The sequence below is a fragment of the Rhizobium azibense genome, assembly GCF_004342325.1.
Taxonomy (GTDB): domain Bacteria; phylum Pseudomonadota; class Alphaproteobacteria; order Rhizobiales; family Rhizobiaceae; genus Rhizobium; species Rhizobium etli_B.
Genome location: NZ_SMBJ01000003.1, coordinates 417694 through 441475, shown reverse-complemented (window position 1 = coordinate 441475; position 23782 = coordinate 417694). Strand labels below are relative to the sequence as shown.

The window sequence follows — 23782 nt, the reverse complement described above, 5'->3', positions numbered from 1 at the left end:
AAATTGTATTTTATTTCAAAATCATTGCCGTTTTGAGTGCGGCATTTTCGGCACGGATGCGGATAGCGAGCATGAGCGCATTCAGGATCGTGAAGGCGGCTGCATAGAGCGGCATGCCGAACGCAAGCGGCAAAACGGCAATCTCGCCGGCGACGACCGCGTAATTGGGATGCCGCATGAAGCGATAGGGCCCGCTGCAGACGAGCGGCGCCCCCGGCAGAACGATGATCCTTGTCGTCCATCGCTCCTTGAGTGTCACGAGCACCCAGAGGCGAAAGATTTGCAGCAGCAGGAAGATGGCCAACCAAACAAGCTTCACCGGCCTGTCTGGGGCAAGCAGCCACAGGCCGCCGATCCAGGCCGAGTGCAGTGCGACCATGCAGGGGTAATGTTCAGCCCCGATCTCGCGCCCGCCTTTGGCAAGGAGCATGGCAGTGTTGCGCTTGGCCACAACGAGCTCGCCGAGGCGCTGGAACGTGATGAAGGTCAAAAGCGCGGTAGCGGCGAGCATCATGCCGTCCTCCGCAGCGTCACGCAGCTTGCGGAGAAGCCTGGTCCCATGGCGATCATCGCCGAGCGCTCGGGCAGGCCGGCGTGGATTGCGCGTTCCAGCACGAAGAGGACGGTTGGCGAGGACATGTTGCCATAGTTGGAAATCACCGCGCGCTCGTGATCCAGCGATCCTGGCGAGAGCGTCAGCGCGCTTTCCATCGCGGTGAGCACCTTCGTGCCGCCCGGATGACATATAAAGCGGCCAATATCCCGGCGCGACAGGCCATCGCGGGCAAGGATCATGTCGACAGCAGGACCGAGCTGCGTCTGCGCGAACGGCGGAAGCGACTGTGCAAGTACGATGCCGAAGCCTGTGTCGTCGATCTTCCAGCCCATGATGTCGAGCGTGTCGGGAAACAGATGTTCGCCGCTCGATGCCACTTCGCAGATGCCGTCTCCGCCGTTGCGCAACACACAGGCTGCGGCGCCATCGCCGAAGAGCGCTGTTGCGATGATGTTGGGCCGCGTCAGCTCATCTAGCCGGAAGGCGAGGGTGCAGAGCTCGATCGCCACGAAGAGCACGATCTTGCCCGGCCTTTCTTTTGCCAGACGCGACGCGATGCCGAGGCCAGAGACGCCGGCAGCACAGCCAAGCCCGAACACGGGTACGCGTTCTATATCCGCCCGGAACCCCATCTTCCTGGCAAGCTGCGCATCGAGGCTTGGTGTGGTAAACCCGGTGGAGGAGACGGTGACAACGCAATCGATGTCGCTTGCCTTTAGCTCCGCCTGCCGCAGTGCCTTGGCCGCCGTTTCGATGAAGAGATTGCTTGCGACCTCGGCATAAGCGTCCATCCGGTCCTGCCAGCCATGCGGCTCGTCGAACCATGAGAGCGGACGCGCGGCGTGCCGCTTGATAATGCCCGCATTGTCGAAGACCCCCGCCAGATGCCGAAAGTCCTTCAGGCGACCGGCAAAGAGCCGGGCCGAGGCCTCGGCTGCTTCTGCCTGCGTAATGATGTGTTCCGGCACGGCAATGGCGAGGCTCAGAAATTTGACCGTATGGTTCACGGCATTCTCCATTTGCCACTGGCGGTAAAGCGGAAAACACCTTTGACGCCGATTTATTCGCACTCGTCGCGTCACGATAAGGTGATGGAAAATGCCTTGTGCCGTTCGAATAAAATGCCGGGCAGGGGTGTTGTTTGGCGGCAACGTCATTTTCCTGGAGACATCCCATGACGACCACGATTGTCCGTATCGCTTCTCTCGTCCTCGGCGGCTGCATCGCCGCCTCCACCCTTTCCACCCCCGTCTTGGCCGTCGGCGGCGGTGGTGGCGGCGGCGCGAATACGCCCACCTGCAAGAAGGGTCAGATCTATGACAAGAGGTCGAAACAGTGCGTGAAGCAGCAGGGCGCCAACGTGACGGATGAGAACCGCACCGACTATGCCTATTCACTGGCGAAGGCCGGCCGATATGAGGAAGCGCTGGCGATACTCGACACCGTCAAGGATCAGAACAATGCGCAAGTGCTGAATTATCGCGGCTACGCCACCCGCAAGCTCGGCCGCACGGACGAAGGCATCTCGTACTACCTTCAGTCGGTAAAGCTCGATCCCCAATATGCGAAGGTTCGTGAATACCTTGGCGAAGCCTACGTCGTCAAAGGCCGCATCGATCTCGCCAAGGAGCAGTTGAACATCATCAAGGCGATCTGCGGCACGGGTTGCGAGGAATATCAGGACCTCAACGCAGTAATCCTCGATCCGTCGAAGATATGAAATCGATGCGGGCGCGTGTCGGCAAGGAGGGATGATCGAATGCCGGTCGCGCGCACCACATTTCCTGCCTATAGTCGCCTGAAAACGGGATCGCCGCTTCGGCTGGCGATTACCGGGAGACGAACTGGGGCGGAGGCGGCCATCGCGAGCGAAGCGGACATCAGGAAAGGCCTGACAGACAATCTTGCCAGGCTCTGGCGTTATGGTCTCGTACTCTCGCGGCAGCGCGACGTGGCCGATGACCTCGTTCAGCAGACCTGTGTCCGGGCGCTGGAACGCTGCGGGCAGTTCGAACAGGGGACGCGGCTCGATCGCTGGCTGTTTTCGATCCTGCATTCGATCTGGCTGAACGAGGTCCGGTCCCGCAAGGTTCGCCAGGGCAGGGGATTGGCTGATCCGCTGGAAGCACTGGTTTTCGACGGAGCCCGCGACGCCGAAACGCATGTCATGGCAAATCAGGTGCTGCTGCAGGTGGACGCGCTTCCCGAAGCACAGCGCAGTGCCGTCTTCCTCGCCTACGTGGAAGGGCTCTCCTATCGCGAGGTGGCGGATATACTGGCCATACCGATCGGAACCGTGATGAGCCGGCTGGCGGCAGCACGCGCGACGCTTTCGGGCGCCTTTTCGGACGAGGGACGGCAATGAGCAACCATATCAACATACCCTCTGACGAAGAACTGACAGCCTTCATCGACGGCGAGCTGCCGCGGCAGGATGCTGCGCGCATCGAAGCGCTCGGCAATGCCGACGAACGCGTAGCCGCAAGGCTGGAATTCTTGTCTAAAAGCAACCTGCCGTTCAAGGAGGCCTTCACGCCGCTTCTCGCCGCCGCGCCGCGGGCCAGGCTCGAATCGATGCTTGCCGCAATCCCCACACGGCGGGCAAGTAGGCAACAAAGCTTTGCGAGCCGCCGCGGCTTTGTCGGTGCGCTTGCAGCTTCGGTGGTCGCGGGAGTCATTGCTGACCGCGCCTATCTCGGCATCAGCCGCAGCCTTTCGAAGGACGAGGGGGACGCCGATTGGCGCGCTGTCGTTGCCGAATATATTTCGCTCTACACGCCGGATACTCTTGCAGGACCTGTTCCGCCTGGCGATGTGCAGAGCGTTCAGCTTGCTCAGATCGACCGAAAGCTTGGGCTTGCACTTTCCCCCAGGATGGTTGCGTTGCCGGGGGTCGACTTCAAGCGCGTGCTGCTCCTGGAATACGACGAACGACCTCTCGCCCAGATCGGCTACCTCGATCCCGAGACCGGCCCGATGGCGCTCTGCATCATCCGCTCGGACAAGGGTGAAAAGGCCCCGGAGATCGAAGGCCGTAAGGGCATGAACGTCATCTACTGGTCCAGCCGGAGCCATGCCTTCATGTTGATCGGCCATGCCCCGGCAGACCGCATGCAGGAACTCGTCGACAACCTCAGGTCAAAATTGACGGCATGAATGCCGTCCCGCCATCATGATGTCCAGATTGCATGGTGTTGCCGATCATCTCGATACGACAGGGGCCGGCATTTCAGCATGGATTGGATCAATCGTTATATCGACGAGCCGCTGCTTTCAGGCGCGGCGCGTACACTGCGGGTTTGGCATGTCTACGCGGCGCAGCATCCGGAGCATTTGGAGCCGGTGTGGAACCTGTTGGCGCTTTCGCTGCTGGCAATCGCAAGCCGGTACAATTTCTCAGGTCAGCCTCTTGTCCTCAGCCTCGCGGCATTGCTCATGCTGGCCCTGCCATCCATCTGGAAGCTGGCTTCCTCCGCAAGGGCGGGAAGAAGCGGCTATGACGCGCGGCGTTACAAAACGCTCCGAGCCAGAGCGATCAGCAAGCGTGAGGCGGAATGGTCTTTGCGGATGACCGTTCTCTTCGCCTCGGCCGGGCTTCCATTCGTGGCGCGCATTGATGATCCCATCGGATCGGCGTTCATGGCTGGTGCCTGCATCTGGTTCGTGCTCATAGCGCCGGTGAAGTTCTATCTCGAAGCAGCAGAGCCACCCGCCCCCGACGAAGGCGACCGCACGCGTCAGGGCATCCTCCAGTTCGGCTGATGCTTTGGACCAGGCGATCTGGAACCAATTGCCAAGGGTAGCCGTTGATAAATCAGAAATCGAAAGAGGAGTTCACCATGCTGTACTACGCTTTGGTATTTCTCGTCGTAGCCCTGATCGCCGGCGTCCTCGGATTTGGCGGGATCGCAGGCGCTTCGGCTTCCATAGCACAGGTTCTTTTCTTCATATTCCTGGTGCTGTTCGTCGTATCGCTCGTCATGCGCCTGATGCGCCGCGAATAGTGCGATGAAAATAGGTATTTGAAGAACCCGGCGTTATGGCGCCGGGTTTTTCGTGTCGATTGCGCCGGGGGTCATCGGGCATCAGCCGCGACCTTCGAAACAGATCTTAATGCGGAAAAACTTGCGACAGCCTTGCCGCCGCGTGGCATAAGGCCTCCGAAAAAACTTTCCTGGGTCCTCATCGCATATGATTCGAATCGAAAACATCAGCAAGCAGAACAGCCACCGCATCCTCTTCATCGAGGCGACAGCAGCGCTCAACAGAGGCGACAAGGTCGGCCTCGTCGGTCCGAACGGTGCCGGCAAAACGACCCTTTTCCGGATGATCACACAGGCCGAGCAACCCGACGAGGGGCAAGTATCCGTCGATAAGGGCGTCACCATCGGCTATTTCAATCAGGATGTCGGCGAGATGGAGGGCCGCAGCGCCGTGTCCGAGGTGATGGACGGCGCCGGACCCGTGAGCATCGTTGCTGCCGCATTGCGGGAGCTCGAGGCTGCCATGTCGGATCCTGCACAGGCCGACGACATGGACAGGATCATCGAGCGCTACGGCGAGGTCCAGGCGCGCTACGAGGAGCTCGACGGTTATGCCCTGGAAGGACGCGCGCGCGAAGTTTTAGGCGGTCTCAGCTTCAGCCAGGAAATGATGGACGGCGACGTTGGTGCACTATCGGGCGGCTGGAAGATGCGTGTGGCGCTTGCCCGAATTCTCCTGATGCGTCCCGACGTCATGTTGCTTGACGAGCCGAGCAACCATCTGGATCTGGAAAGCCTCATCTGGCTGGAGGAGTTTCTGAAAGGTTATGACGGCGCGCTGCTGATGACCTCGCACGACCGCGAGTTCATGAATCGCATCGTCACCAAGATCATCGAGATTGATGGCGGCAACTTGAACAGCTACTCCGGCGACTATGCCTTTTACGAGCATCAGCGGGCCCAGAACGAGAAGCAGCAGCAAGCCCAGTTCGAGCGCCAGCAGGCGATGCTCGCCAAGGAAATCAAGTTTATCGAGCGCTTCAAGGCCCGCGCCTCGCATGCTTCGCAGGTGCAAAGCCGCGTGAAGAAGCTGGAGAAGATCGACCGGGTGGAACCGCCGAAGCGTCGCCAGGTCGTTTCGTTCGAGTTTTTGCCGGCACCGCGCTCGGGCGAGGATGTCATCAGCCTGAAGAACGTGCACAAGAAATATGGGAGCCGAACGATCTATGAGGGACTGGATTTTTTGGTGCGGCGGCGCGAACGCTGGTGCATCATGGGTATCAACGGCGCGGGAAAGTCTACGCTTCTGAAGCTGGTCGCGGGTTCTGCAGAGCCGGATAGTGGCAACGTCGCTCTCGGTGCCAGCGTGAGGATGGGATATTTCGCCCAGCACGCCATGGATCTCCTGGACGGCGAACGCACCGTCCTCCAGTCACTGGAAGATAAATTCCCGCAGGCGGGGCAGGGCTCGTTGCGCGCGCTTTCGGGCTGCTTCGGTTTTTCCGGCGACGACGTCGAGAAGAAATGCCGGGTGCTCTCTGGCGGCGAGAAGGCGCGGCTCGTCATGGCAATGATGCTCTTCGATCCGCCGAACCTCCTCGTGCTGGACGAGCCGACAAACCACCTGGACCTGGACACCAAGGAAATGCTCATCAAGGCGTTGTCCGAGTACGAAGGAACGATGCTCTTCGTTTCGCACGACCGGCACTTCCTGGGCGCTTTGTCCAATCGGGTGCTGGAACTGACCCCCGACGGCATTCACCAATATAGCGGCGGCTACACGGAATACGTGGCGCGCACCGGTCATGAGGCGCCTGGCCTGCGTCGTTGAGTTCGAGAGGAATACGCGCTTAAGCGGCTTAAGCGCGCTCTTCCCAGATTTTCGCGAGCTCGACGATCGTCTTGACCGCTTTTTCCATATCTTGTCGGCTGACCCATTCGAGCGGCGAATGGAAGGCGTGGCCGCCTGCGAAGATATTGGGGCAGGGCAGGTTCATGAACGAAAGCCGCGAACCGTCCGTCCCGCCCCGGATGCTGCCGCGCACTGGCTCCATTCCGGCGCGCCGGATTGCCTCGACGGCGTTTTGGATGATTTCCGGATGGCGGTCGAGGATGGCCTTCATGTTGCGGTACTGCGGCTTGACCCTGAAGCCGTAGGAGGAGCCCGGATAGTCCGCCATCACCTCTTGTACGATCCTCTCCAGCATCGCTTCCTTGGCTGCGAGGCCATCGTCATTGAAGTCACGTACGATCAGGTTGAGGGCTGCTTTTTCCATCGAGCCGGTGACGCCTGTGGGGTGGACGAAGCCCTCTCTGCCCTCGGTCGTCTCCGGTGCCACGTTCTTCGGCAACCGATTGATGATGGCGCCGGCGATCTTGATGGCATTTTCCATTTTTCCTTTGGCGAATCCGGGATGGATGGCCACACCTTGAATAGTGATCTCGACACCATCGGCGGAGAAGGTCTCGTCTTCGATATGGCCTGCCGTCTCGCCATCCATGGTGTAGGCGAACCGGGCCCCGAGCTTTTCAAGGTCGACCTTGTCGACGCCACGGCCGATTTCCTCGTCCGGCGTGAAGAGGATCTTGATCGTGCCGTGCTTGATATCCGGATTGTCGACCAGGATTTGCGCCGCCGTCATGATCTCGGCAATGCCGGCCTTGTCATCTGCCCCGAGCAGCGTCGTACCGTCGGTCGTGATGATGTCGTTGCCGATCTGGTCGTTGAGCGCCGGATGGTCAACGACGCGAATGATCTGCTGCCGATCGCCTGAAAGCCGAATGTCGCCGCCGCCGTAGTTCCGTACGATTTGCGGGGTGACATTCGTTCCGGTGAAGTCAGGTGCGGTATCCATATGCGAACAGAAGCAGATGACCGGCACCGGCTTGTCCGCATTGGAAGGAATGGTCGCATAGACATAGCCGTGCTCGTCGAGATGCGCATCCGAAAGCCCGATTGCCAGCAGTTCCTCGACCAGCAAACGGCCAAGATTCTTCTGCTTTTCGGTGGAAGGCTGCGTTGACGAGGTGGGATCCGATTGCGTGTCAATAACGACATATCGAAGGAAGCGATCGGTAACAGTATCGGTCATAGGCTCAAGTCCAGTGCATGATCGTCAGCGATGGACTGCTGTAACCTTCATCGGCATTTCGGTGAAGGCCTTTTTTTCCTCGCGCCTGTGTCAGCGGCGCGGGGCCAGGTCCTGTATGGCGAGCATCGATAAGGACTGCCTATATGCCATTCGCAAACCTGATCGCCGTTTCGGCCTGGTCGCCCGGCCGGTGACACGAGGCCGAAGCGGCACCCGTACCTTGGCAGTCAACCGCAATGTCCTCGTCAGTCCGATCTCTCAGTCGCGCATTCGATGTCCTTACCGGCCTGGACGGCAGGGCTCATTCCTCCGGCAGGGTGAAGACCGCGCAGGGATCAGCGATGCCGCGCAATGCGTGTTCGCCCAGGGGAATCAAGGCCGTTGCCGTCTCCTTGGCGACTGCGCCTGAGATGAGCACGGTGTGACCAAGGGGCTTGCAGAGCCCTTCGAGCCGGCTGACCAGGTTGACCGCGGGGCCGATGGCGGTAAAGTCCAACCGGTCGGCAGCGCCGATATTGCCCCATAACATCTCTCCGAAATGCAGCGCCATGCCGAAGGGTAGCGATGGCAGGCCCTGCGCCTGGCGCGTCGCATCGAGGTGAACCATGCCTGCGCGGGCGGCGGCGACTGCGCGCAGCGCCGCCTCGCAGGCCTCGCCCGGCGCGCCGGCGGCCGGAAAGATCGCCAGCACGCCGTCGCCGATGAACTTCAAAACTTCACCCCCGAAAGCATGCACCGCCCCGGTGACGCGGTCGAACCAGGCGTCAAGGGCGGCGATCATGACGGAGGGTTCTGTCGCTTCGGACAGTGCTGTGAAATCGCGCAGATCGGCGCACAGCAATGCGGCGCGGATGGTCTCGCCGGCACCGCGGCAGAGCGCGCCCGCCTGCACCTGCGCTGCGCTGCGCCGTCCGAGATAGGCTTCGAGCAGTGTTGCCAGGGCCGCACGTGCTGCCAGCGCAGCCAGGGGCGCGGCGGCAAAGCGCGAGGCCTGCTTCAGCCGGTCGGCCTCGGCAGGTTGGAATGGTCGGCATCCCGCCCAGCCCAGCACCGGGCTGTCCGGAGCCCGGCCGACCGCCTCCTCGTGCACGGGGCCAAGTCCGGCAAGCCAGCCGCGGCCGGCCTGACCGGGCGGCCCGCCGGCAAAGCCGAGCGCCTCGATCACGACCCCGGATTCGGCCCGCCATAACCAGGTGCGGCGGGCAATGATCGGATGCGGCACGGCAAGCGTCAGGGCTGCGCCGGCCAGTGGCAGGCCGTCGGCCAGCAACCGGCCGCCGAGCTCGGCTAGGAACAATTCGGGGTCGGATGAGGCGCCGGCCTCGTCGACCAGCCAGGCGAGGGGCGCGGGCAGATCCATGCCTCGATCATGCCACGGGGGCCGAAGCCTGTCATCCACGCCGTGGCGAGGGCCTGTCAGTCTGCCCTGTGTCGGAGGACATTCCCGACAGGCCCGTCATCGAGGCGATGCCCCGGACGAAGCTACCTGCCGGTGTCGCAACAACTGCTTCGTCAAGGCCATGTGTTGCGCAGGCTGGCCGTGCCTGACTTCGCAAAAGGCGTGCGTTTCGGAAGCGAAGTTCAGTCGTATCTGCCATGCATCGGATCCGGGCCCGGGTCGCGTCCGGCTGCCACCTCGACTAGCCGACCGAGGTAGTGAGCCCAGCCTTCCGCATGACCGGCACATTGTTCGGCATTCGGCAGGCCAGTGTGGGTCAGGCGCAGCAGCGTGCCGTCCGGCTGCTCGATCAGGTCGATCTCGACCAGGCTCGACCCCGGCGGCACGATTTCGCTGCCGTCCCAGCCGAAGCTGTAGGTCAGACGGTGCACCGGCACCACCTCGCGAAAGGAACCGCGGGCGAAGCGAGCGCCGGTGACGTTGACCAGATAGATCCCCCCAGGCTGCGGCTCGATCTCCGCCTCGGTACCCATCCAGCGCAGGATTTTCTCTGGATCTGTCAACAGGGCAAACACCGCCGAGGGCGGCGCCGGGATATGCGTTTCGCGACGAACGACAAGGGCCTCTTGCATTGGTCTCTCCTGTGGTTGCTATTGCCTGCCTCGCATGAGGCGCAGAATGGCCGGGAGTCCCGCGTGGCCTAGACAGCATTTAGGCAACTGCTCACTCGCAACAAGGGCGCCATCGCTTCCAGGCGATGAGCAGATCAAGGCGCGCCTTCCGCAACTGCTCGTGCGAAATGACTTGATTCTCCATGGTTGTTGTCCGGTTCGTCGGTGTGTTGTTGGGCCAAAGCCGGATCGGGACGGCAGGCTCGCCGGCTGGAGATCAGCTTCAGCCAGGGCGACAGATGGAAGGCGCTCATCAGAAAGTACATCGGGATCATTCCGGTCAGCGGCGATGTATGAGACGCGGTAGAGCATATCATGTCCGAACCGCCGGAGACCGCGGTCAACAGCGCCATGACCGCGAAGGTCGGCGCCGCCGCAAGGGATAGCCAATCGGCGGCGCCGGAGGAGCCCAAGGTTTCACGCTGAGCAGCAATCATCGTTGCGGCCCCCCCGGCGAGATTCCGTTTCGTACTTGTCGTGGTGGCGCCACCACACGCCGTGCTCGTTGCGCCCCATAGGAGCACGGTCGAGCCATTGGTACATACCCCACAGACCGTCCAGACCGCGCGCATAGCTGGAATAGCTATGGTAGACGATGCCATCGTCGAGCACGAAGGCACTGAGGCCCGGCCTGTCGCGCGTATATGTGGCAACGTCGGTTCCCGTCATGGCTGCGATCTGCGCGACCGGCGCCTCGCTGCCACGCACCTGCCATTCCTGAACCGGTTTTTCAGCGAGCCGCTCAGGTGCCGGCGGCTCGCGGCGGAAATTGTAATCTATGCTGCCCTCGCGCTGCTCTTCTTCAGTGAACCAGACGCTGAAGTCACGATTGAAATCGCCGCCGTTCGACGAGGCCCAGGGAAAAGTCCAGCCCATCCGCCGCTTGAATCCCTGCAGCCTTGCAAGCGGTGCGCGCGAGACCGCCGAGAAGGCGACATCGTGGTTCTCCAGATGGACCACGATGCCGTTGAATCCATCGGCGATCGACGAGCAGGAGGGGCATCCGGCCGTATAGTCGGGGCCGAACATGAAGTGATAGACGAGAAGCTGCGAGCGGCCCTTGAATAGATCCGCCAGCTTGGCGCTGCCTTCTTCGGTCTCGAACCGGTATTCCTTGTCGATCCGAACCCAGGGTAATTCCTGACGCCGCAACGCCAGTGCGTCGCTGCGCCGGGTCAGCTCCTTCTCATCCTCGAGCAGGTCGAGCCGTGCCGACAACCACTCCTGACGTGTTCCTGTTACGTGTGCCGTCATCCTTTTTGCTCCTTTGGCTGTCTGTCGCCGTCTCATTTTCGGGGCGGCGTGTTGCTTGCTGGTCACGAATAGACTAGGGCCGGATATCGAATGGTGGGAGTTACAAGTGTGACGGGATTCCGATGGACTCGCTGATCACTGCTGCGGCACGCGCCCTTGCCGCGGGTGATCCCCTTGGCGCATTGAAGCGGGTCGCGCTTCGCGGCGACGCGCCGGCGCTTGCGCTCAGGGGTATTGCGATGGCGCAACTCGGCGATCTCGGCCGGGCCACGGCTCTGCTCAGGAGTGCGGCGCGTGCCTTCGGCCGCAAGGAGGCGGTGGCCCGCGCAAGGTGTGTCGTCGCCCAGGCCGAAATCGCCCTCGTCTCGCGCGACCTCACCTGGCCTGCGAAGGCGCTCGACGCAGCGCGGGCGACTCTCGAAGCCCATGGCGACCGCATCAATGCCGCACATGCACGGAATGTGGAGATCCGGCGCCTGCTCCTGATTGGCCGCCTCGACGAGGCAGAGAGTAAGCTGGCGGTGCTCGATTCAACGCCGCTCCCGCCCGCGTCGAAGGCCGCCCATGAGTTGGTTGTTGCCGGGATCGCCATTCGGCGTCTTCAAACGAAAGCGGCGCGCGAGGCTCTCACGCGGGCCAGACACGCCGCGAGCGAGGCAGACATTCCTGCACTCACCGCGGAGGTAGAACGAGCCTTTCTCCTCCTGGTAACACCTGCGGCGCGCCTGATTGCGCGTGGTGAGGAACGTCTGCTCCTACTCGAGGAGATCGAAGCGCTGCCGGGGTCCGGTGCGCTTGTTGTGGACGCATGCCGGAATATCGTGCGGGACGAGCGGCTGGCCGTCCCGCTCGCGTCGCGCCCGGTATTGTTCGCACTCGCCCGTGCGCTGGGCGAAGCCTGGCCTGGCGACGTTCCGAGGGCCATCCTCGTCGCCCGCGCCTTCCGGGCAAGACATGCCGATGAATCCCATCGCGCGCGGCTGAGGGTCGAGATCGGGCGGCTTCGCGCCGCAATCCGGACCCTTGCCGATGTGAAGGCGACGAAGCGAGGCTTTGCGTTGATGCCGCGCCGCGCTCGCGAGATCGCTGTACTGGCGCCGCCCGTCGAAGAACAGCATCCGGCGGTGCTTGCCTTTCTTGCTGACGGCGAGTCATGGTCGAGCTCAGCACTTGCGATTGCGCTCGGCGCAAGCCCGCGCACGGTACAGCGAGCGCTCGAGCAGCTTGCCGCAGCAGGCAAGGTGCAGTCTTATGGCCGTGGACGGGCGCGTCGCTGGATGACCCCTCCGGTGCCGGGATTCCCGACAATCTTGTTACTCCCCGGTCCGCTGCCGGGTGATTAAGGTCAGGTCCTGAGCCGAGTTGGAAACCTGGAAAGACAGGGTGGAATCATGAAGAAATCCGCAGCCGAAATTCTCCGCGAATATGGACCTTTTCCGGGTGCCGAGCAGGTGCATGGCGTCACTTTTGACGGCCGGCACGTCTGGTTTGCGTCCGGAGACAGGCTGAACGCCCTCGACCCCTCGAGCGGACAGACCGTTCGCTCCATTGACGTTGCCGCGCACGCAGGGACCGCCTTCGACGGAAAGCATCTGTTTCAGATTGCCGAGGACCGAATCCAGAAGATCGATCCGAAGACCGGCCACGTGGTCGCCACGATCCCGACGCCCGGCGGCGGCGACTCTGGCCTTGCCTGGGCCGAGGGCACGCTGTGGGTGGGGCAATACCGGGACCGCAAGATCCATCAGATTGATCCTGAGACAGGAGCAATTCTCCGTACCATCGAGTCCAGCCGCTTCGTCACGGGTGTCACCTGGGTCGACGGCGAACTCTGGCACGCCACCTGGGAAGGTGACGAGAGCGAGATCAGGCAAATCGATCATGAAACGGGAGAGGTCCTCGAAGTGCTCGCCATGCCTGCCGGTGTGAGTGTCTCCGGGCTCGAATCCGATGGCGGCGATCAGCTCTTCTGCGGCGGCGGAAGCAGCGGTAAGGTGCGGGCCATCCGCCGGCCGAGACGCGAGTCGCGGTGACGAAGACATAAGCCGATCTGATCGCGAATGGTCGACCGGCCTCGCGGACAACGGCGATCACTCTCGCTTCCGGCGCCAAATTTGCACCTTCAGCGTCTTGTCGCTGCTGCAAACGAAGCGTCGTCTCAGCCTGGCAAGACGAGCCGCATGTCAATGCTGTGGCTAGAGTTGTTCCGGTCCCTCAACGAAAAGCCTGGCATTCGATCAGTTCAATCCGACCCTTGCCCTTGATGTCTACGAAGCCCAGTGAGCGCCCGCGACCCCGCTCGCGGATGCGATGCCACGTGGCGCCACTGGTCGCTACCGTCCCCGGGCTAGCATGGGCTGCGATCCGGGAGGCCATATTCACCGTGTCGCCCCACAGGTCGAACACGTATTGCCGCTGCCCGATGATTCCTGCCACAACTGGACCGAATTGAACGCCGACTCGTACCTCCCATTTGGGCTCGATGCGGTGTGATGCCGCCACCATGTCGAGCCCGCATTGCAGGCTGGCAAAAACAGGATCCGGCATGCGATCAAACAGGCCGGCCGTAGCCATAAAGGCGTCGCCGATAGTCTTGATCTTCTCCATCCCATGCTGACGCACGATCCGTTCATATTCACCGATCAGCGCCTGAAGATCCTCCACCACTTTCTCCGGCGGATTCTCGTCGCAATAGGCTGTGAAGCCGACGATATCACAAAATAGCACCGCGACTTCGTTGTATCGGCGAGGCCGGACCTCATTGGTCGCTTTGAGCTCGCGCACCGCGCCGGCGGGTAGGATGGCGTACAGAAGCTCGTCGGCTCGGCGCTTCTCGTTTTCGATTTGCTGCATGTATACCGCCTCTTGGTCGCGCAGCCGCTTCTTTTCCAGGCACGCGGCCACTCGGGCGCGCAGCAGAACCGCATTGAACGGTTTGGCCAGATAATCCTCGGCGCCGAGGCTGATGCAGCGCGCAACACTGTCGATCTCATCGACCGCCGATATCATGACAACCGGAATGTTGCGCAGCGTTGTGTCGGCCTTCAGGTGCTCGAGCACCTGGTAGCCGTCCATTTCCGGCATCGTGATGTCGAGCAGCACGAGGTCGAATGGTCTCGTTGCCAGCATTTCGAGCCCCTCCCGGCCATTGCTGGCGCATGCGACGTTCCGGTAGCCTTCTCGCTTCAACCGCTCGGTCAGCGTAAAGCGGTTGTCCTCGTTATCATCAACGACGAGCAGGGCAGGTCCAGCCTCAATCATGGCATCGACTCCCTTGGGAGCAGGGCCCTGATCTTTCCAAGCAGGCGCGCGAAGTCGACAGGCTTGGTATCGAAGTCATCGCACCCGGCTGCCAGTGCTGCTTCGCGGTCGCCAGCCATCGCATGCGACGAGAGTGCGATTACAGGAATACCCCGCGTCTCAGCCAATGCCTTGAGACGCCTTGTCGCCTCCCAGCCGTCGAGGACGGGAAGGCTCAAGTCCATCAGGATTAGGGCCGGCGCATCCGATCGTGCACGCGCCAGGCCCTGATCGCCATCGGTGGCGACGATTACCTCGTAGCCTTTGCGCCTAAGCCGCGCGGACAACATGTAGATGTTGTCCTCGTTGTCCTCGACATAGAGAATCCTAACCATCGTGGCGATCCTCGTCAGGCGAACTTCTTTTGACAATGTATCGTGCAACCATCTTGCGCAATTCCTCCAGAAGCTCGTTGCGGCTGAAGGCGCTCTTGGCGAGCACGCGCTCGACGCCACCGTTCAGGCGCCGGTGGTCTTCCTCGCCAAGGGTCGCCGCCGTAACGACCACGACCGGCACCGCCTTGAAGGCTGGCTTCTTTCGCAATTCGACAAGGAACTCGAAGCCGTCCATCTCCGGCATGATGAGGTCGAGAATGATCAGGTCCGCAGGCGCGCCGATGAGCCGTTCCAGCGCGACCCGGCCATTTCCGGCCTCGTCCACATCGCAACCCTCAGTACTCAATATGCGACGCCATTGCTGCCGCGTGTTCTCATCATCTTCGACGATCAGAACTCGAAGCGCCGGGTTTGGCGCGCCCGACCAGAATTTGGCGATCAGTTTCCGGAGCGTGTCGCGGTCGATCGGCTTTATCAAGTAGTCGGCGGCACCGAGCGAATACCCCCGATTCCTGTTATCGGCCATGGTGAGCATCACCACGGGGATACTCGCGAGCTCAGGATCCGCCTTCAGTTCCTGCAGGACGCTCCAGCCGTCGCAACCCGGCATCAGCACGTCAAGGGTGATGAGCGAGGGTTTCACCTGCCGGGCCAGATCAAGACCTTCGGCACCGTCCCTGGCCGTTACGACATCGCAACCCTCGCGCGCGAGGAACCAGCGCATCTGGTCCCGCACCGCCTTATCGTCATCAACGACGAGGACGACGTTCGTGGCGAGGCGAACAGGATCATCAGAGGCAAGTCCGGTGTCAGGGGCCGGCAGCCCTTCTAGCGTGGGACTTAGCTCGATTGCCGATGGCAGCCACACCGTGAACTTGGTACCGGCGCCGGGAGTGCTGTCGACAGTTATCTGCCCATCCATCGCGCGGCATAGGCGTTGGCTGATGGCAAGCCCGAGCCCAGTGCCGCCGTACTTGCGGGTGGTAGAACTGTCGGCCTGACTGAACTCCTGGAACAGGTTCGTCATCTGCTGCGGCGTCATACCGATGCCGGTGTCGGCGACGGTAAATATCACGCCACCGCCTCCATTGGGCTTCGCGCAGGTCGCCTCAATCGTCACTTGGCCATTCTCGGTGAACTTGCAGGCGTTACTCAACAGGTTGAGGAGGATCTGACGCACCCGAAGCTGATCGGCGCGCATGCAGCCAATGTCATCCGGGCAGCGGACGATGATCCGGTTGCGGTTCTTCTGCGCAAGGGGCTGCGCGGTTGCCGCGGCATCTTGAACCATTCTTGCGACATCGAACTCCTCGATATGCAGTTCCAGGCGGCCGGCCTCGATCTTTGACAGATCGAGGACCTCATTGATGAGTTTGAGCAGGTGCTTGCCGGCGCGCGAGACGCGTTGAAGGGGTTCGACCAGTTCGCCTTGACCGGCTTCGCTGGCATCTTCCTCAAGCATTTCGGTAATGCCCAGGATGGCGTTCAGCGGCGTGCGCAACTCGTGGCTCATGCTTGCAAGGAACTTGCTCTTGGCCTGTGTCGCCGCCATGGCCGCGTCGCGGGCGATCTCGAGCTCCGTTTCATGCCTCTTAAGATTGCTGATATCGGTGTAGACCGCGACCGTGCCGCCGCCGGTAATGCGCCGCTCGTTGACCTGGACCCAGTGGTCATGACTGCGATGTTGAACCAGCGTCTGTTTAGGGTTGCGGTGTGCCTCAAGCCGCGCGGCGAGCCACTCCTCCTCCCGACCTTTGGCATCCTCGACGAGGCCCTGTTTGACGGCTTTACGGACAATCGTCTCAAATTGCGCACCCGGCACGACGGCATCGGCTATGCCGGGATAGAGGATTTCCCGGTAGCGGCTGTTGCACAGAACAAGCCGGTCCTCGGCATCGTAAAGGGCGAAACCCTCGGAGATGCTCTCGATTGCATCGACGAGTCGCTGGCGCGCTTCGGCGATCTCGCGCAGGTTTTTTTCCTTGACCTCGACTGCAGTGTCACGGAACAGCGCAAGCGCCTTGGTCATGCGACCGATCTCGTCGCGGCCCATGGCCGGCAGCGGTGCCCGAAGATTGCCGCCGGCGATGGCAAGCATGCTTTGGCTCAGACCCGACAAGCGGGCAAGAAGATTGCGGTCGACATACAACCATACGATCAGAACTGAACTCAGGAGGCTCAGGACGGCTGAGCCAAGAACAACACCGGTGCCGTAGCGCTGGACGGTCGCAGCTTCACGGCCGGCCTCGGTGATGTCGCGGTTGGCCGCAGCTACCAAGCGATCCACGGCAACGGTCAAATTATGCGAGAGCTGAGCGTTCTCCACCAAAAGCTTGCCGCCGTTTGCGAGTAATGCGAGCTCATCCTCACGCGCTTGTGCAATGCTCTTCGGTCCGTCGATCAGCCCTTTGAACTCGGCGACGCGCTGGCGGAACCGCGTCTGCAGCTTCTCATCGATCTCCGATGTCACCGCCGCAAGCGCCTCGACCGAGCGACGCAGCGGAAACGACATCAGCACCAGGTCGCCGGGCGTCGGCGCAACCGCCGTTTTAAGCAGGGCTTCGTTGATCGCCGAAATCTCCCGTTGTGCCTTCTGTTGTGGAATGTAGGCGGAAATTGCCTGCGCAAGCTCTGTCGTAGCCGCCGCTCGCGCTTCCGGTGGCACGGTGGCATCCGCCACGGTTATCTTCCATTGGGGAACCTTGGAGTTCATCACGAGGATGGCGGGTGCCACAAGGCGCTCGCTTGCGATTGTCGTAGTCGACAAACGGCTCAGTAGTTCCTCTTTGCGCGCAACCACACCGAGGCGCGCGGCGACAAGATCGTTAAGAGCTTTGAGATTGCGCCCCAGGCCAATCACCGCGGCTTCGATCTCAGCCACGGCCGCCGTATTTGCCGCGGTGCCTTTGAGCGCGGCTAGCAATTCTTCGAGGCGGGACATCTCCACTGCGATTGCAGCCGAGACCTCGTTGTGCTGGACCGTGCTGGTCGTGGCAAGTACGGCCGGCGTAGTGGCGGCGACCCGTTCGGCTTGGCGCGAGAGCTCGAGCGATGCAAGCGCCGACGGGACCCGGCGTTCTGTGATCCTCTCGACGACCTCGCCCACTTGCAGGAAGGCATATACGGCTGCAGCGGTCGCGAGCACCGCAAAGGTGCTGATGCCAAAGAAAGCAAAGAGTAAGCGGCCACGTATGCCGAGACGGTCAAACATCGCGGCGACCCATCGTCCGGCTGATGTGGTCAACATTGCCCGCACAGTTTTTTTCTCGAATGCGATCCCCAGTGATTAGCGTTGGGCTATTGCAATGGCACGTATTCGCCATCCTTCCAGATATACCATACCCAGCTCTGAACCGTGAGGTCGCCTTTGTCGTCAAAGTCGATGCGTCCCAATACCGTATCAAACGAGTGGCCGCGCAATGAAGCAATCACCTCGCGCAACTCCAGCGAACCGGCTTCCTTGAGCGCCTGCGCCCAGGTCTGAACGGCCCCGTAGCTCAGCAGCGTATAGCCTGCGGGTTCGAAGTTCTCTGCCCGGAAGCGCTCCACCACCGGGCCCGCTTGGGGGGTTCGCCGTGGGTCCGCGGAAAACGTGAAGAGAGTTCCCTCAGCGGCTGGACCGGCGATCAGCGCAAATTCTTCGGTCGCCAGGGCGTCGCCTGAGATGAACTGGCCTGGGTAGCCTTGGTCGTGCGCAGCGCGAACCATCAGTGCAACTTCAGCATGATAGCCGCCGACATAGACCACGTCGACTTTTGCAGCCTTTAGTGCAGCAATTTCAATCGAATAGTCGTTCTTCGCGGGACTGTAGGCCTCGTAGATCGTGTCGGATACGCCTCGCTTGTTCAATTGTTTTTTGGTCTCATCGGCAAGGCCCCTGCCATAGGTGGTGCCATCGTGAAGGATCGCAATCTTCTTGTTGCCCCAATGATCGGCAAGGTAGTTGCCGGCGACGACGCCTTGCGCATCGTCGCGACCAATGACGCGGAACACGTTGGCGCGGCCTTGTTCGGTCAGCAGCGGATTGGTCGACCCCGGCGAAATCTGCAGAACTCCCGCCGCCTCATACACCTTTGATGCCGGGATCGAGGCTCCAGAGCAGTAGTGCCCGACGACGAGAACGACACCGTCAGCCACGAGTTTTTTGGCAACGGCTACCGCTTGCTCTGGATCGCAGAAGTCGTCGACCGCGATGAGCCGCACCTGCTGGCCCAGAACGCCGCCCGCCGCATTGATATCGGCCACGGCCATCTCTGCGCCACGCTGCCCCTGCTCGCCGATCCATGCGAGCCGTCCGGTCATCGCGGCTGAGACGCCGATCAGCACCTCAGCGTGCGCGGAATAACCGACCACGGCTGCAAGCGCGAAAACTGCGACGGCGATGCGGTGCATGAAACAGCCTTCCGCCTTGATAGCAATCTTGGGCACGAGAGCGGTACCGCGACTGCGCAGCCGGGCGCCTCGGTCATTATGGGTCACTCGCGAGCCGCCGCGATCAGCTGTCTGCTATTCCAGCGGCGCCTTAGTGGCCATGTCTCGAAATATACCATGCGGCGCTGAGGAGTGATATGGCCTTTGGTGTCGATGGCACTGAGGTGGGCGCGGCTTGCATAAAGCAATGAAGGGGAAGCCGCGAAGAGGGGGCGGCAAAAAAGGACTGCCCAAACCCGCCATTATCTGAGACAATTACGCGGGGAGGATTACCTCTACAGCTCGCCCAGCCGCAGAGGGCGGTTTCGAACCTGTATTCCGTCGAGACATCCTTGGATCCTGCCCCGTCCGCAGCGATGAGTCGGCTGTCGGCAAGCATCTAGCGAACATTTTCCATTGTTCAGCAAACGCGAGCCAGGAGCACTTCACATGGTAACGTGGAAACCCGATCCGAGCTTTTATCCGTCACCGCGAATGGCTATGAAGGCTGCACCGGAGACGCTTGCCTACGTCGTTGCCTTCGATCCGACGCGAGCAGTTCCCGACGAACTCGCGGTCGTCGATGTCGATCCTCGATCGGCCACCTATAGTCAGATCGTCACATCCCTCCCGATGCCCAATGTCGGTGACGAGTTGCATCATTTCGGCTGGAACGCCTGTTCATCCTGCCTTTGCCCGAATGCGCCGCATCCGCATGCAGAACGCCGCTATCTGGTGGTGCCGGGATTGAAATCCTCGCGTATCCATATCATCGACACCAAGCCCGATGGCCGCAGGCCATCGCTCTTCAAGGTCATCGAACCCGGCGAAGTCGCCGAGCGGGCCGGCTACTCCAGGCCGCATACTGTTCACTGCGGACCAGAAGGGATCTATGTTGCAGCACTCGGCAACGCCGAAGGTAAGGGACCGGGCGGAATTCTCCTCATGGATCACGAGACATTCGAGGTGCGCGGCCAGTGGGAAATGGATCGAGGTCCGCAACAGCTTTCCTATGACGTCTGGTGGCATCTCGGCCACGATACACTCGTCACCAGCGAGTGGGGCACGCCGGATACGTTCGAAAACGGCCTGATCCCGGAAGTCCTGCTCGGTGCGAAATACGGCCGCCGTCTGCACTTTTGGGATTTGCATAAGCGCAAGCACCTGCAGACGATCGATTTCGGTGACAAGTATCAGCTCGTATTCGAGCTCAGACCCGCGCATGACCCGACAAAGGCCTATGGTTTTGTCAATTGCGTTGTCAGTCTTGAGGACCTCTCCTCCTCGATATGGGTCTGGCACCGTGACGGAACCCAGTGGGCGGTGACAAAGGTGATCGACATTCCGGCGGAGCCCGCCGATCCAGACCTGTTGCCGCCGATGCTGAAGGGTTTCAGTGCAGTACCACCACTCGTCACCGACATAGACCTTTCGATGGATGACAGATTTCTCTACGTGTCGTGCTGGGGAACCGGTGACCTGCATCAGTACGATGTTTCAGATCCGTTCAAGCCAAAGCTGACAGGCAAGGTTCGGATCGGCGGCATCGTTTCGCGTGCGTCACATTCAGGAGCGAAGAATGGTGCGCTGAATGGCGGCCCGCAGATGGTCGAGATCAGTCGCGATGGACGCCGTATCTATTTCACCAACTCTCTCTACGGTGCGATCGACGAGCAGTTCTATCCCGATGGCATCTCGGGCTGGATGGTGAAGCTTGACGCGGAGCCTGACGGAGGCATTGCATTCGACGAGAAATTCTTCGTCGAATGGCCAAAATCACATCGCCCGCATCAGGTCCGCCTCCAGGGTGGGGATTGTTCATCAGATTCGTATTGTTATCCGTAAGGAGCAAAGGTTGGCCACAAGAGGCGCCCATGAACGAAATCTGGCCGTGGATTTTGCTGGCAGGACTAGGAGCCTTTCATGGTCTCAACCCTGCGATGGGATGGCTGTTTGCCGTGGCGCTTGGAGTTCACAGGCAGAGTTCTGCCGCCGTGGTCCAGGCAGTGCCCGCCATCGCCGTCGGACACGCCGTGTCGATCGCACTGGTGGCTGGAGTTCTGGTCGCAGCCGGGCTCTTCGTCGACCAGGATCTCGTACGCGCGGCGGCTGGAGCCGGCCTCATCGGCTGGGCCGTCTGGCATCATTTCGTCGGGCACGGGCGTCGCGTTAGGATCGGCATGCGCACGGGGCTTGCCGGCCTGGCGTTGTGGTCGTTTCTGATGGCGACGGCCCACGGGGCCGGGCTGATGATCCTGCCAGCGTTGATACCACTTTGTCTTGCGGATTCACCATTGCGCGAAATGGGCGGGGACGAGTCGGCTGCCATTGCGATCGCCGCAGTCGGCGTCCATACACTTGCCATGTTGGCGGTTACAAGTCTTGTGGCTTTGGCGGTCTATCGTTGGATTGGGCTCGAGATATTGCGCAGCGCCTGGCTTAACGTGGATCTCGTATGGACGCTGGTACTGCTTGGCACCGGTTGCGTGCTGCTGATCGTCTAGCGAAGGCGAAAAAGATGCGCTGAAGTCCGGGAGCAATCCGTGCGTGTGCGTCGATCGAAGTCGCCCCGAAGGCCAAGAGGTGCAGATAACTCTACGCCATGGACACATTCTTCGCTTCGACGACGTGGGGATGATCAGACAGCCGATAGAAGCGCACGAGTGTGTGGTGATCGTGGCCTGCCGCTTGCTTTCAAAGCTTGTCGAAAGAACCTTTGAATTTCCGCTGGTTTCCGTCGCGAGCGACCGCGGATGCCACCTACTTCTCGCTGCTTGACGTCAAGATCATCCGATAGGCGCACTGCGGAGCGAAGTTTTCTCCGTTTAGGGTATGGATACTACAGCTTCTACTAATGCACGGCATCGGATACGATCATGGCGCCAATCTTCTGGGGGAAGGGCATGCGCAAGAGGCGTTATCATTCAAGGCCGCGGCGGAAGTCACTATTTGCTGAGGCTCCGGCGCTGTTCCTGTGTCTTGTAGTTGCTGGAGTTGCAGGCGTCTGTTCGATCGACGATCTGGCTTCTGCTCCTTCGCAATTGTAAAATGCCCCGCCAGTTGACCAGTTCGATGTCGAGACCCTGAGCCTTGAGCGGCTTGGTTTTCCGCCGCCGTGGTACAGCGCGGCGCTTGGCAATGCGCTCTATATTCTTGGCCGCTACGAGGACGCTGCAGCGGCGCTCAAGGAGCTCCCCAATCCGGGCCTGTTTACCTGCGCGCGCCTAGCCGCCTGCTACGCACAGGCCGGCAACACGAATGCAACCGAGACCGCGAGGGCGCAGCTACTGAAACTGTGCCCCGACTTCTCCACGGAGGATTTCGTCAGGCGAGGTTTGCTGCTGGAGCGTCCGGAGCAATTGGAACTGTTCCGCCAGGGCCTGCTGAAGGCGGGATTGCCCAAATGAGCCAGGGATGGGAACCGGAAAGATCGAGCCGTTGCGGTCTTTACCAACAGACGCCGCGAACAGCTGATTGGGCCCGAAACGGGCTGTCAATTGGTTGCGCGTGGAGGGCTGCTTTGCGCCCCCGCTCCGGCCAGAAAGGCCGGTGGAGTCACTTCCCAAGACAAGACGTTCCCTCAAGCCGAGTTTCCCGACCCGCGCTACTGGTCTATGCTGGAGAGCAATTCGTCGAGCTGCTCCAACTGCTCCGGCAATGCGGCCGCCGAGCCCTGTAGTGCTTCCTCAAGCGCCTCCTTGGACGGATAGACTTCGTGGAAATTCAGCAGTGTCCTCCCGCCTTGGTCCTTGAAGGTCACGGTCGTGATCGCACCCTCTTCGCCCTCGTCGTTGGTCCAGACGATGCGCTCGTTCGGCACCACCTCGAGATACTTGCCATAGAAGGCCATGGTGTCCGAACCGCCGGCTCCGAATTCCAGCCGGTATTTGCCGCCGGTACGGACGTCCATATCGCACGATACCAGCGAAACGCCGGATACCGATTTTGGCACCCACCAGCGCTGGAACAGCTCGGGCTGGCTCCACGCCCTGTAAACCGTGCTCGGCGGCGCATTGAATGTCCGCGTTACCACGAGTTCGCGATCCCCTCTGCGCTCGACTGACGTGCGGTTTGGCCCACTACTTGCACTGTTAACTTGCTGAGTCATCGCTTTCCTCCTGTTTCATTTCGCTGATGATTTCGTCCAATGCTTCGAAGCGGGCCTCGAAGAGCTTGCGATGCGCCTCGATCCACTCGGCCTCCGCCTTGAGGCCGCGTTTCCCAAGCTTGCAGGTTCTCACCCGTCCGACCTTCTGCGTGACGACGAGCCCCGCCCGCTCGAGAACCTGGACGTGCTTCTTCATGCCGGTCAGCGTCATCTGGAAGTTATCCGCGAGACTGGTGATCGACGCGTCCCCTCGCCCAAGCTGATCGATGATCCCGCGGCGGGTCGCATCGGACAGCGCCGCAAACGAGAGATCGAGGGGAGGATCTAGATACTGAACCATCTAGTTCAGTGTATAACCTGCTCGCGCAGGAAGCACAAGTATCCCGAACTTTCCATTGCAGTAGACCGGTCGTCCGGCGGCAGCAAAAAAATCGTCTGCTCGGGGTCAAAAGCGGACCTTAGAGCCGCTGATGAACGAATGTCAGAATTCAACGCCTGCTCCCGACACCACTCCGCCGGCTAACGGCCCCATTCCGGCGCGGCCAACCTCATGTGCAGGCTAAAGGATCTGACACGGGTGGACACTGCAACGAGAGGGTCGTTAGTTCCTTCAAGAGCAGAAAAATCACCAATGCTCCTCGCAGAATAACCGTCAAGCGCGATGAAATGCGGCC

At 61.1% G+C, this 23782-nt stretch carries 21 protein-coding genes and 3 pseudogenes; 10 read left to right on the top strand and 14 right to left on the bottom strand.

The window, feature by feature from the left end; genetic code table 11:
• Window positions 1-10: 10 nt before the first annotated feature.
• Window positions 11-514 (bottom strand): isoprenylcysteine carboxyl methyltransferase family protein, encoded by a 504-nt coding sequence (locus EV130_RS09695; protein ID WP_074060279.1) that lies wholly within the window; start codon window positions 512-514, stop codon window positions 11-13.
• On the bottom strand, window positions 511-1563 hold the full coding sequence (locus EV130_RS09690) for a type III polyketide synthase (RefSeq protein WP_074063058.1): 1053 nt from the start codon (window positions 1561-1563) through the stop codon (window positions 511-513). The genes EV130_RS09695 and EV130_RS09690 overlap by 4 nt, the downstream gene beginning before the upstream one ends.
• A 167-nt stretch (window positions 1564-1730) precedes the next feature.
• Between EV130_RS09690 and EV130_RS09685 the strand changes: the two genes are divergently transcribed.
• From EV130_RS09685 to EV130_RS09660, 6 genes are all read left to right on the top strand, one after another.
• On the top strand, window positions 1731-2276 hold the full coding sequence (locus EV130_RS09685; protein WP_132660111.1) for a tetratricopeptide repeat protein: 546 nt from the start codon (window positions 1731-1733) through the stop codon (window positions 2274-2276).
• 39 nt (window positions 2277-2315) lie between these two features.
• A complete protein-coding gene (locus tag EV130_RS09680; RefSeq protein WP_074060281.1) occupies window positions 2316-2921 on the top strand; it encodes an RNA polymerase sigma factor in 606 nt (201 codons plus the stop codon).
• Window positions 2918-3712, top strand: a complete 795-nt coding sequence (locus EV130_RS09675; protein WP_132551951.1) for an anti-sigma factor family protein — start codon at window positions 2918-2920, stop codon at window positions 3710-3712. The genes EV130_RS09680 and EV130_RS09675 overlap by 4 nt, the downstream gene beginning before the upstream one ends.
• Window positions 3713-3790: 78 nt before the next feature.
• On the top strand, window positions 3791-4318 hold the full coding sequence (locus EV130_RS09670; RefSeq protein WP_074060283.1) for a hypothetical protein: 528 nt from the start codon (window positions 3791-3793) through the stop codon (window positions 4316-4318).
• A 77-nt stretch (window positions 4319-4395) separates the two neighbouring features.
• The gene (locus EV130_RS09665; protein ID WP_022717247.1) at window positions 4396-4560 is read left to right on the top strand and encodes a DUF1328 domain-containing protein; all 165 of its coding nucleotides are present in this window, start codon (window positions 4396-4398) and stop codon (window positions 4558-4560) included.
• 187 nt (window positions 4561-4747) lie between these two features.
• The gene (locus EV130_RS09660) at window positions 4748-6370 is read left to right on the top strand and encodes an ABC-F family ATP-binding cassette domain-containing protein (RefSeq protein WP_074060284.1); all 1623 of its coding nucleotides are present in this window, start codon (window positions 4748-4750) and stop codon (window positions 6368-6370) included.
• Window positions 6371-6398: 28 nt separating this feature from the next.
• Here EV130_RS09660 and pepT read toward each other — a convergent pair whose 3' ends face one another.
• The 5 genes and pseudogenes from pepT to EV130_RS09635 all read right to left on the bottom strand — a co-directional run bounded on the left by pepT (window position 6399) and on the right by EV130_RS09635 (window position 10955).
• Complete coding sequence (pepT, locus tag EV130_RS09655; RefSeq protein ID WP_132660109.1) at window positions 6399-7631, bottom strand: peptidase T; 1233 nt, start codon at window positions 7629-7631, stop codon at window positions 6399-6401.
• A gap of 301 nt (window positions 7632-7932) precedes the next feature.
• The gene (locus EV130_RS09650; protein WP_132551954.1) at window positions 7933-8991 is read right to left on the bottom strand and encodes an adenylate/guanylate cyclase domain-containing protein; all 1059 of its coding nucleotides are present in this window, start codon (window positions 8989-8991) and stop codon (window positions 7933-7935) included.
• A gap of 221 nt (window positions 8992-9212) precedes the next feature.
• On the bottom strand, window positions 9213-9662 hold the full coding sequence (locus EV130_RS09645; RefSeq protein ID WP_132660107.1) for an SRPBCC family protein: 450 nt from the start codon (window positions 9660-9662) through the stop codon (window positions 9213-9215).
• A 239-nt stretch (window positions 9663-9901) separates the two neighbouring features.
• Window positions 9902-10138 (bottom strand): annotated as a pseudogene (locus EV130_RS09640) (hypothetical protein); the annotation flags it as partial.
• Window positions 10119-10955 carry a DUF899 domain-containing protein gene (locus EV130_RS09635; RefSeq protein WP_074060288.1) on the bottom strand — a complete coding sequence of 279 codons (837 nt, stop codon included), beginning with the start codon at window positions 10953-10955 and terminating at the stop codon, window positions 10119-10121. The gene EV130_RS09635 and the pseudogene EV130_RS09640, both read right to left, overlap by 20 nt.
• Before the next feature lie 122 nt (window positions 10956-11077).
• Between EV130_RS09635 and EV130_RS09630 the strand changes: the two genes are divergently transcribed.
• Window positions 11078-12298 (top strand): ATP-binding protein, encoded by a 1221-nt coding sequence (locus tag EV130_RS09630; RefSeq protein ID WP_074060289.1) that lies wholly within the window; start codon window positions 11078-11080, stop codon window positions 12296-12298.
• Between the two features lie 48 nt (window positions 12299-12346).
• Window positions 12347-12988 (top strand): Vgb family protein, encoded by a 642-nt coding sequence (locus tag EV130_RS09625; protein WP_074060290.1) that lies wholly within the window; start codon window positions 12347-12349, stop codon window positions 12986-12988.
• Window positions 12989-13169: 181 nt separating this feature from the next.
• Here EV130_RS09625 and EV130_RS09620 read toward each other — a convergent pair whose 3' ends face one another.
• The 5 genes and pseudogenes from EV130_RS09620 to EV130_RS09605 all read right to left on the bottom strand — a co-directional run bounded on the left by EV130_RS09620 (window position 13170) and on the right by EV130_RS09605 (window position 18982).
• Window positions 13170-14216 carry an adenylate/guanylate cyclase domain-containing protein gene (locus tag EV130_RS09620; protein WP_074060291.1) on the bottom strand — a complete coding sequence of 349 codons (1047 nt, stop codon included), beginning with the start codon at window positions 14214-14216 and terminating at the stop codon, window positions 13170-13172.
• On the bottom strand, window positions 14213-14590 hold the full coding sequence (locus EV130_RS09615) for a response regulator (RefSeq protein ID WP_074060292.1): 378 nt from the start codon (window positions 14588-14590) through the stop codon (window positions 14213-14215). The genes EV130_RS09620 and EV130_RS09615 overlap by 4 nt, the downstream gene beginning before the upstream one ends.
• Window positions 14583-15770: pseudogene (locus EV130_RS33275) on the bottom strand (ATP-binding response regulator); the annotation flags it as partial. The gene EV130_RS09615 and the pseudogene EV130_RS33275, both read right to left, overlap by 8 nt.
• 162 nt (window positions 15771-15932) lie before the next feature.
• Window positions 15933-17801: pseudogene (locus EV130_RS33270) on the bottom strand (PAS-domain containing protein); the annotation flags it as partial.
• A gap of 86 nt (window positions 17802-17887) precedes the next feature.
• Complete coding sequence (locus EV130_RS09605; protein WP_132660210.1) at window positions 17888-18982, bottom strand: branched-chain amino acid ABC transporter substrate-binding protein; 1095 nt, start codon at window positions 18980-18982, stop codon at window positions 17888-17890.
• Between the two features lie 468 nt (window positions 18983-19450).
• Between EV130_RS09605 and EV130_RS09600 the strand changes: the two genes are divergently transcribed.
• Together EV130_RS09600 and EV130_RS09595 are read left to right on the top strand one after the other, a co-directional pair.
• Window positions 19451-20845 (top strand): selenium-binding family protein, encoded by a 1395-nt coding sequence (locus EV130_RS09600; RefSeq protein WP_074060296.1) that lies wholly within the window; start codon window positions 19451-19453, stop codon window positions 20843-20845.
• Between the two features lie 29 nt (window positions 20846-20874).
• A complete protein-coding gene (locus EV130_RS09595) occupies window positions 20875-21504 on the top strand; it encodes a hypothetical protein (RefSeq protein ID WP_132660105.1) in 630 nt (209 codons plus the stop codon).
• A gap of 1100 nt (window positions 21505-22604) precedes the next feature.
• Here EV130_RS09595 and EV130_RS09590 read toward each other — a convergent pair.
• Window positions 22605-23108 carry an SRPBCC family protein gene (locus tag EV130_RS09590; protein WP_074060299.1) on the bottom strand — a complete coding sequence of 168 codons (504 nt, stop codon included), beginning with the start codon at window positions 23106-23108 and terminating at the stop codon, window positions 22605-22607.
• A complete protein-coding gene (locus EV130_RS09585; RefSeq protein WP_074060300.1) occupies window positions 23092-23448 on the bottom strand; it encodes an ArsR/SmtB family transcription factor in 357 nt (118 codons plus the stop codon). The genes EV130_RS09590 and EV130_RS09585 overlap by 17 nt, the downstream gene beginning before the upstream one ends.
• Window positions 23449-23782 lie beyond the last annotated feature (334 nt).

Excerpts from the sequence above, each read along its gene's own strand:
- EV130_RS09645 (WP_132660107.1), bottom strand. The coding sequence starts at position 9,662 with ATGCAAGAGGCCCTTGTCGTTCGTCGCGAAACGCATATCCCGGCGCCG.
- EV130_RS09625 (WP_074060290.1), top strand. The coding sequence starts at position 12,347 with ATGAAGAAATCCGCAGCCGAAATTCTCCGCGAATATGGACCTTTTCCG.
- EV130_RS09620 (WP_074060291.1), bottom strand. The coding sequence starts at position 14,216 with ATGATTGAGGCTGGACCTGCCCTGCTCGTCGTTGATGATAACGAGGAC.
- EV130_RS09605 (WP_132660210.1), bottom strand. The coding sequence starts at position 18,982 with ATGCACCGCATCGCCGTCGCAGTTTTCGCGCTTGCAGCCGTGGTCGGT.
- pepT (WP_132660109.1), bottom strand. The coding sequence starts at position 7,631 with ATGACCGATACTGTTACCGATCGCTTCCTTCGATATGTCGTTATTGAC.
- EV130_RS09695 (WP_074060279.1), bottom strand. The coding sequence starts at position 514 with ATGATGCTCGCCGCTACCGCGCTTTTGACCTTCATCACGTTCCAGCGC.
- EV130_RS09665 (WP_022717247.1), top strand. The coding sequence starts at position 4,396 with ATGCTGTACTACGCTTTGGTATTTCTCGTCGTAGCCCTGATCGCCGGC.
- EV130_RS09680 (WP_074060281.1), top strand. The coding sequence starts at position 2,316 with ATGCCGGTCGCGCGCACCACATTTCCTGCCTATAGTCGCCTGAAAACG.
- EV130_RS09585 (WP_074060300.1), bottom strand. The coding sequence starts at position 23,448 with ATGGTTCAGTATCTAGATCCTCCCCTCGATCTCTCGTTTGCGGCGCTG.
- EV130_RS09650 (WP_132551954.1), bottom strand. The coding sequence starts at position 8,991 with ATGGATCTGCCCGCGCCCCTCGCCTGGCTGGTCGACGAGGCCGGCGCC.
- EV130_RS09685 (WP_132660111.1), top strand. The coding sequence starts at position 1,731 with ATGACGACCACGATTGTCCGTATCGCTTCTCTCGTCCTCGGCGGCTGC.
- EV130_RS09660 (WP_074060284.1), top strand. The coding sequence starts at position 4,748 with ATGATTCGAATCGAAAACATCAGCAAGCAGAACAGCCACCGCATCCTC.
- EV130_RS09615 (WP_074060292.1), bottom strand. The coding sequence starts at position 14,590 with ATGGTTAGGATTCTCTATGTCGAGGACAACGAGGACAACATCTACATG.
- EV130_RS09595 (WP_132660105.1), top strand. The coding sequence starts at position 20,875 with ATGAACGAAATCTGGCCGTGGATTTTGCTGGCAGGACTAGGAGCCTTT.
- EV130_RS09635 (WP_074060288.1), bottom strand. The coding sequence starts at position 10,955 with ATGACGGCACACGTAACAGGAACACGTCAGGAGTGGTTGTCGGCACGG.
- EV130_RS09670 (WP_074060283.1), top strand. The coding sequence starts at position 3,791 with ATGGATTGGATCAATCGTTATATCGACGAGCCGCTGCTTTCAGGCGCG.
- EV130_RS09590 (WP_074060299.1), bottom strand. The coding sequence starts at position 23,108 with ATGACTCAGCAAGTTAACAGTGCAAGTAGTGGGCCAAACCGCACGTCA.
- EV130_RS09600 (WP_074060296.1), top strand. The coding sequence starts at position 19,451 with ATGGTAACGTGGAAACCCGATCCGAGCTTTTATCCGTCACCGCGAATG.
- EV130_RS09675 (WP_132551951.1), top strand. The coding sequence starts at position 2,918 with ATGAGCAACCATATCAACATACCCTCTGACGAAGAACTGACAGCCTTC.
- EV130_RS09630 (WP_074060289.1), top strand. The coding sequence starts at position 11,078 with ATGGACTCGCTGATCACTGCTGCGGCACGCGCCCTTGCCGCGGGTGAT.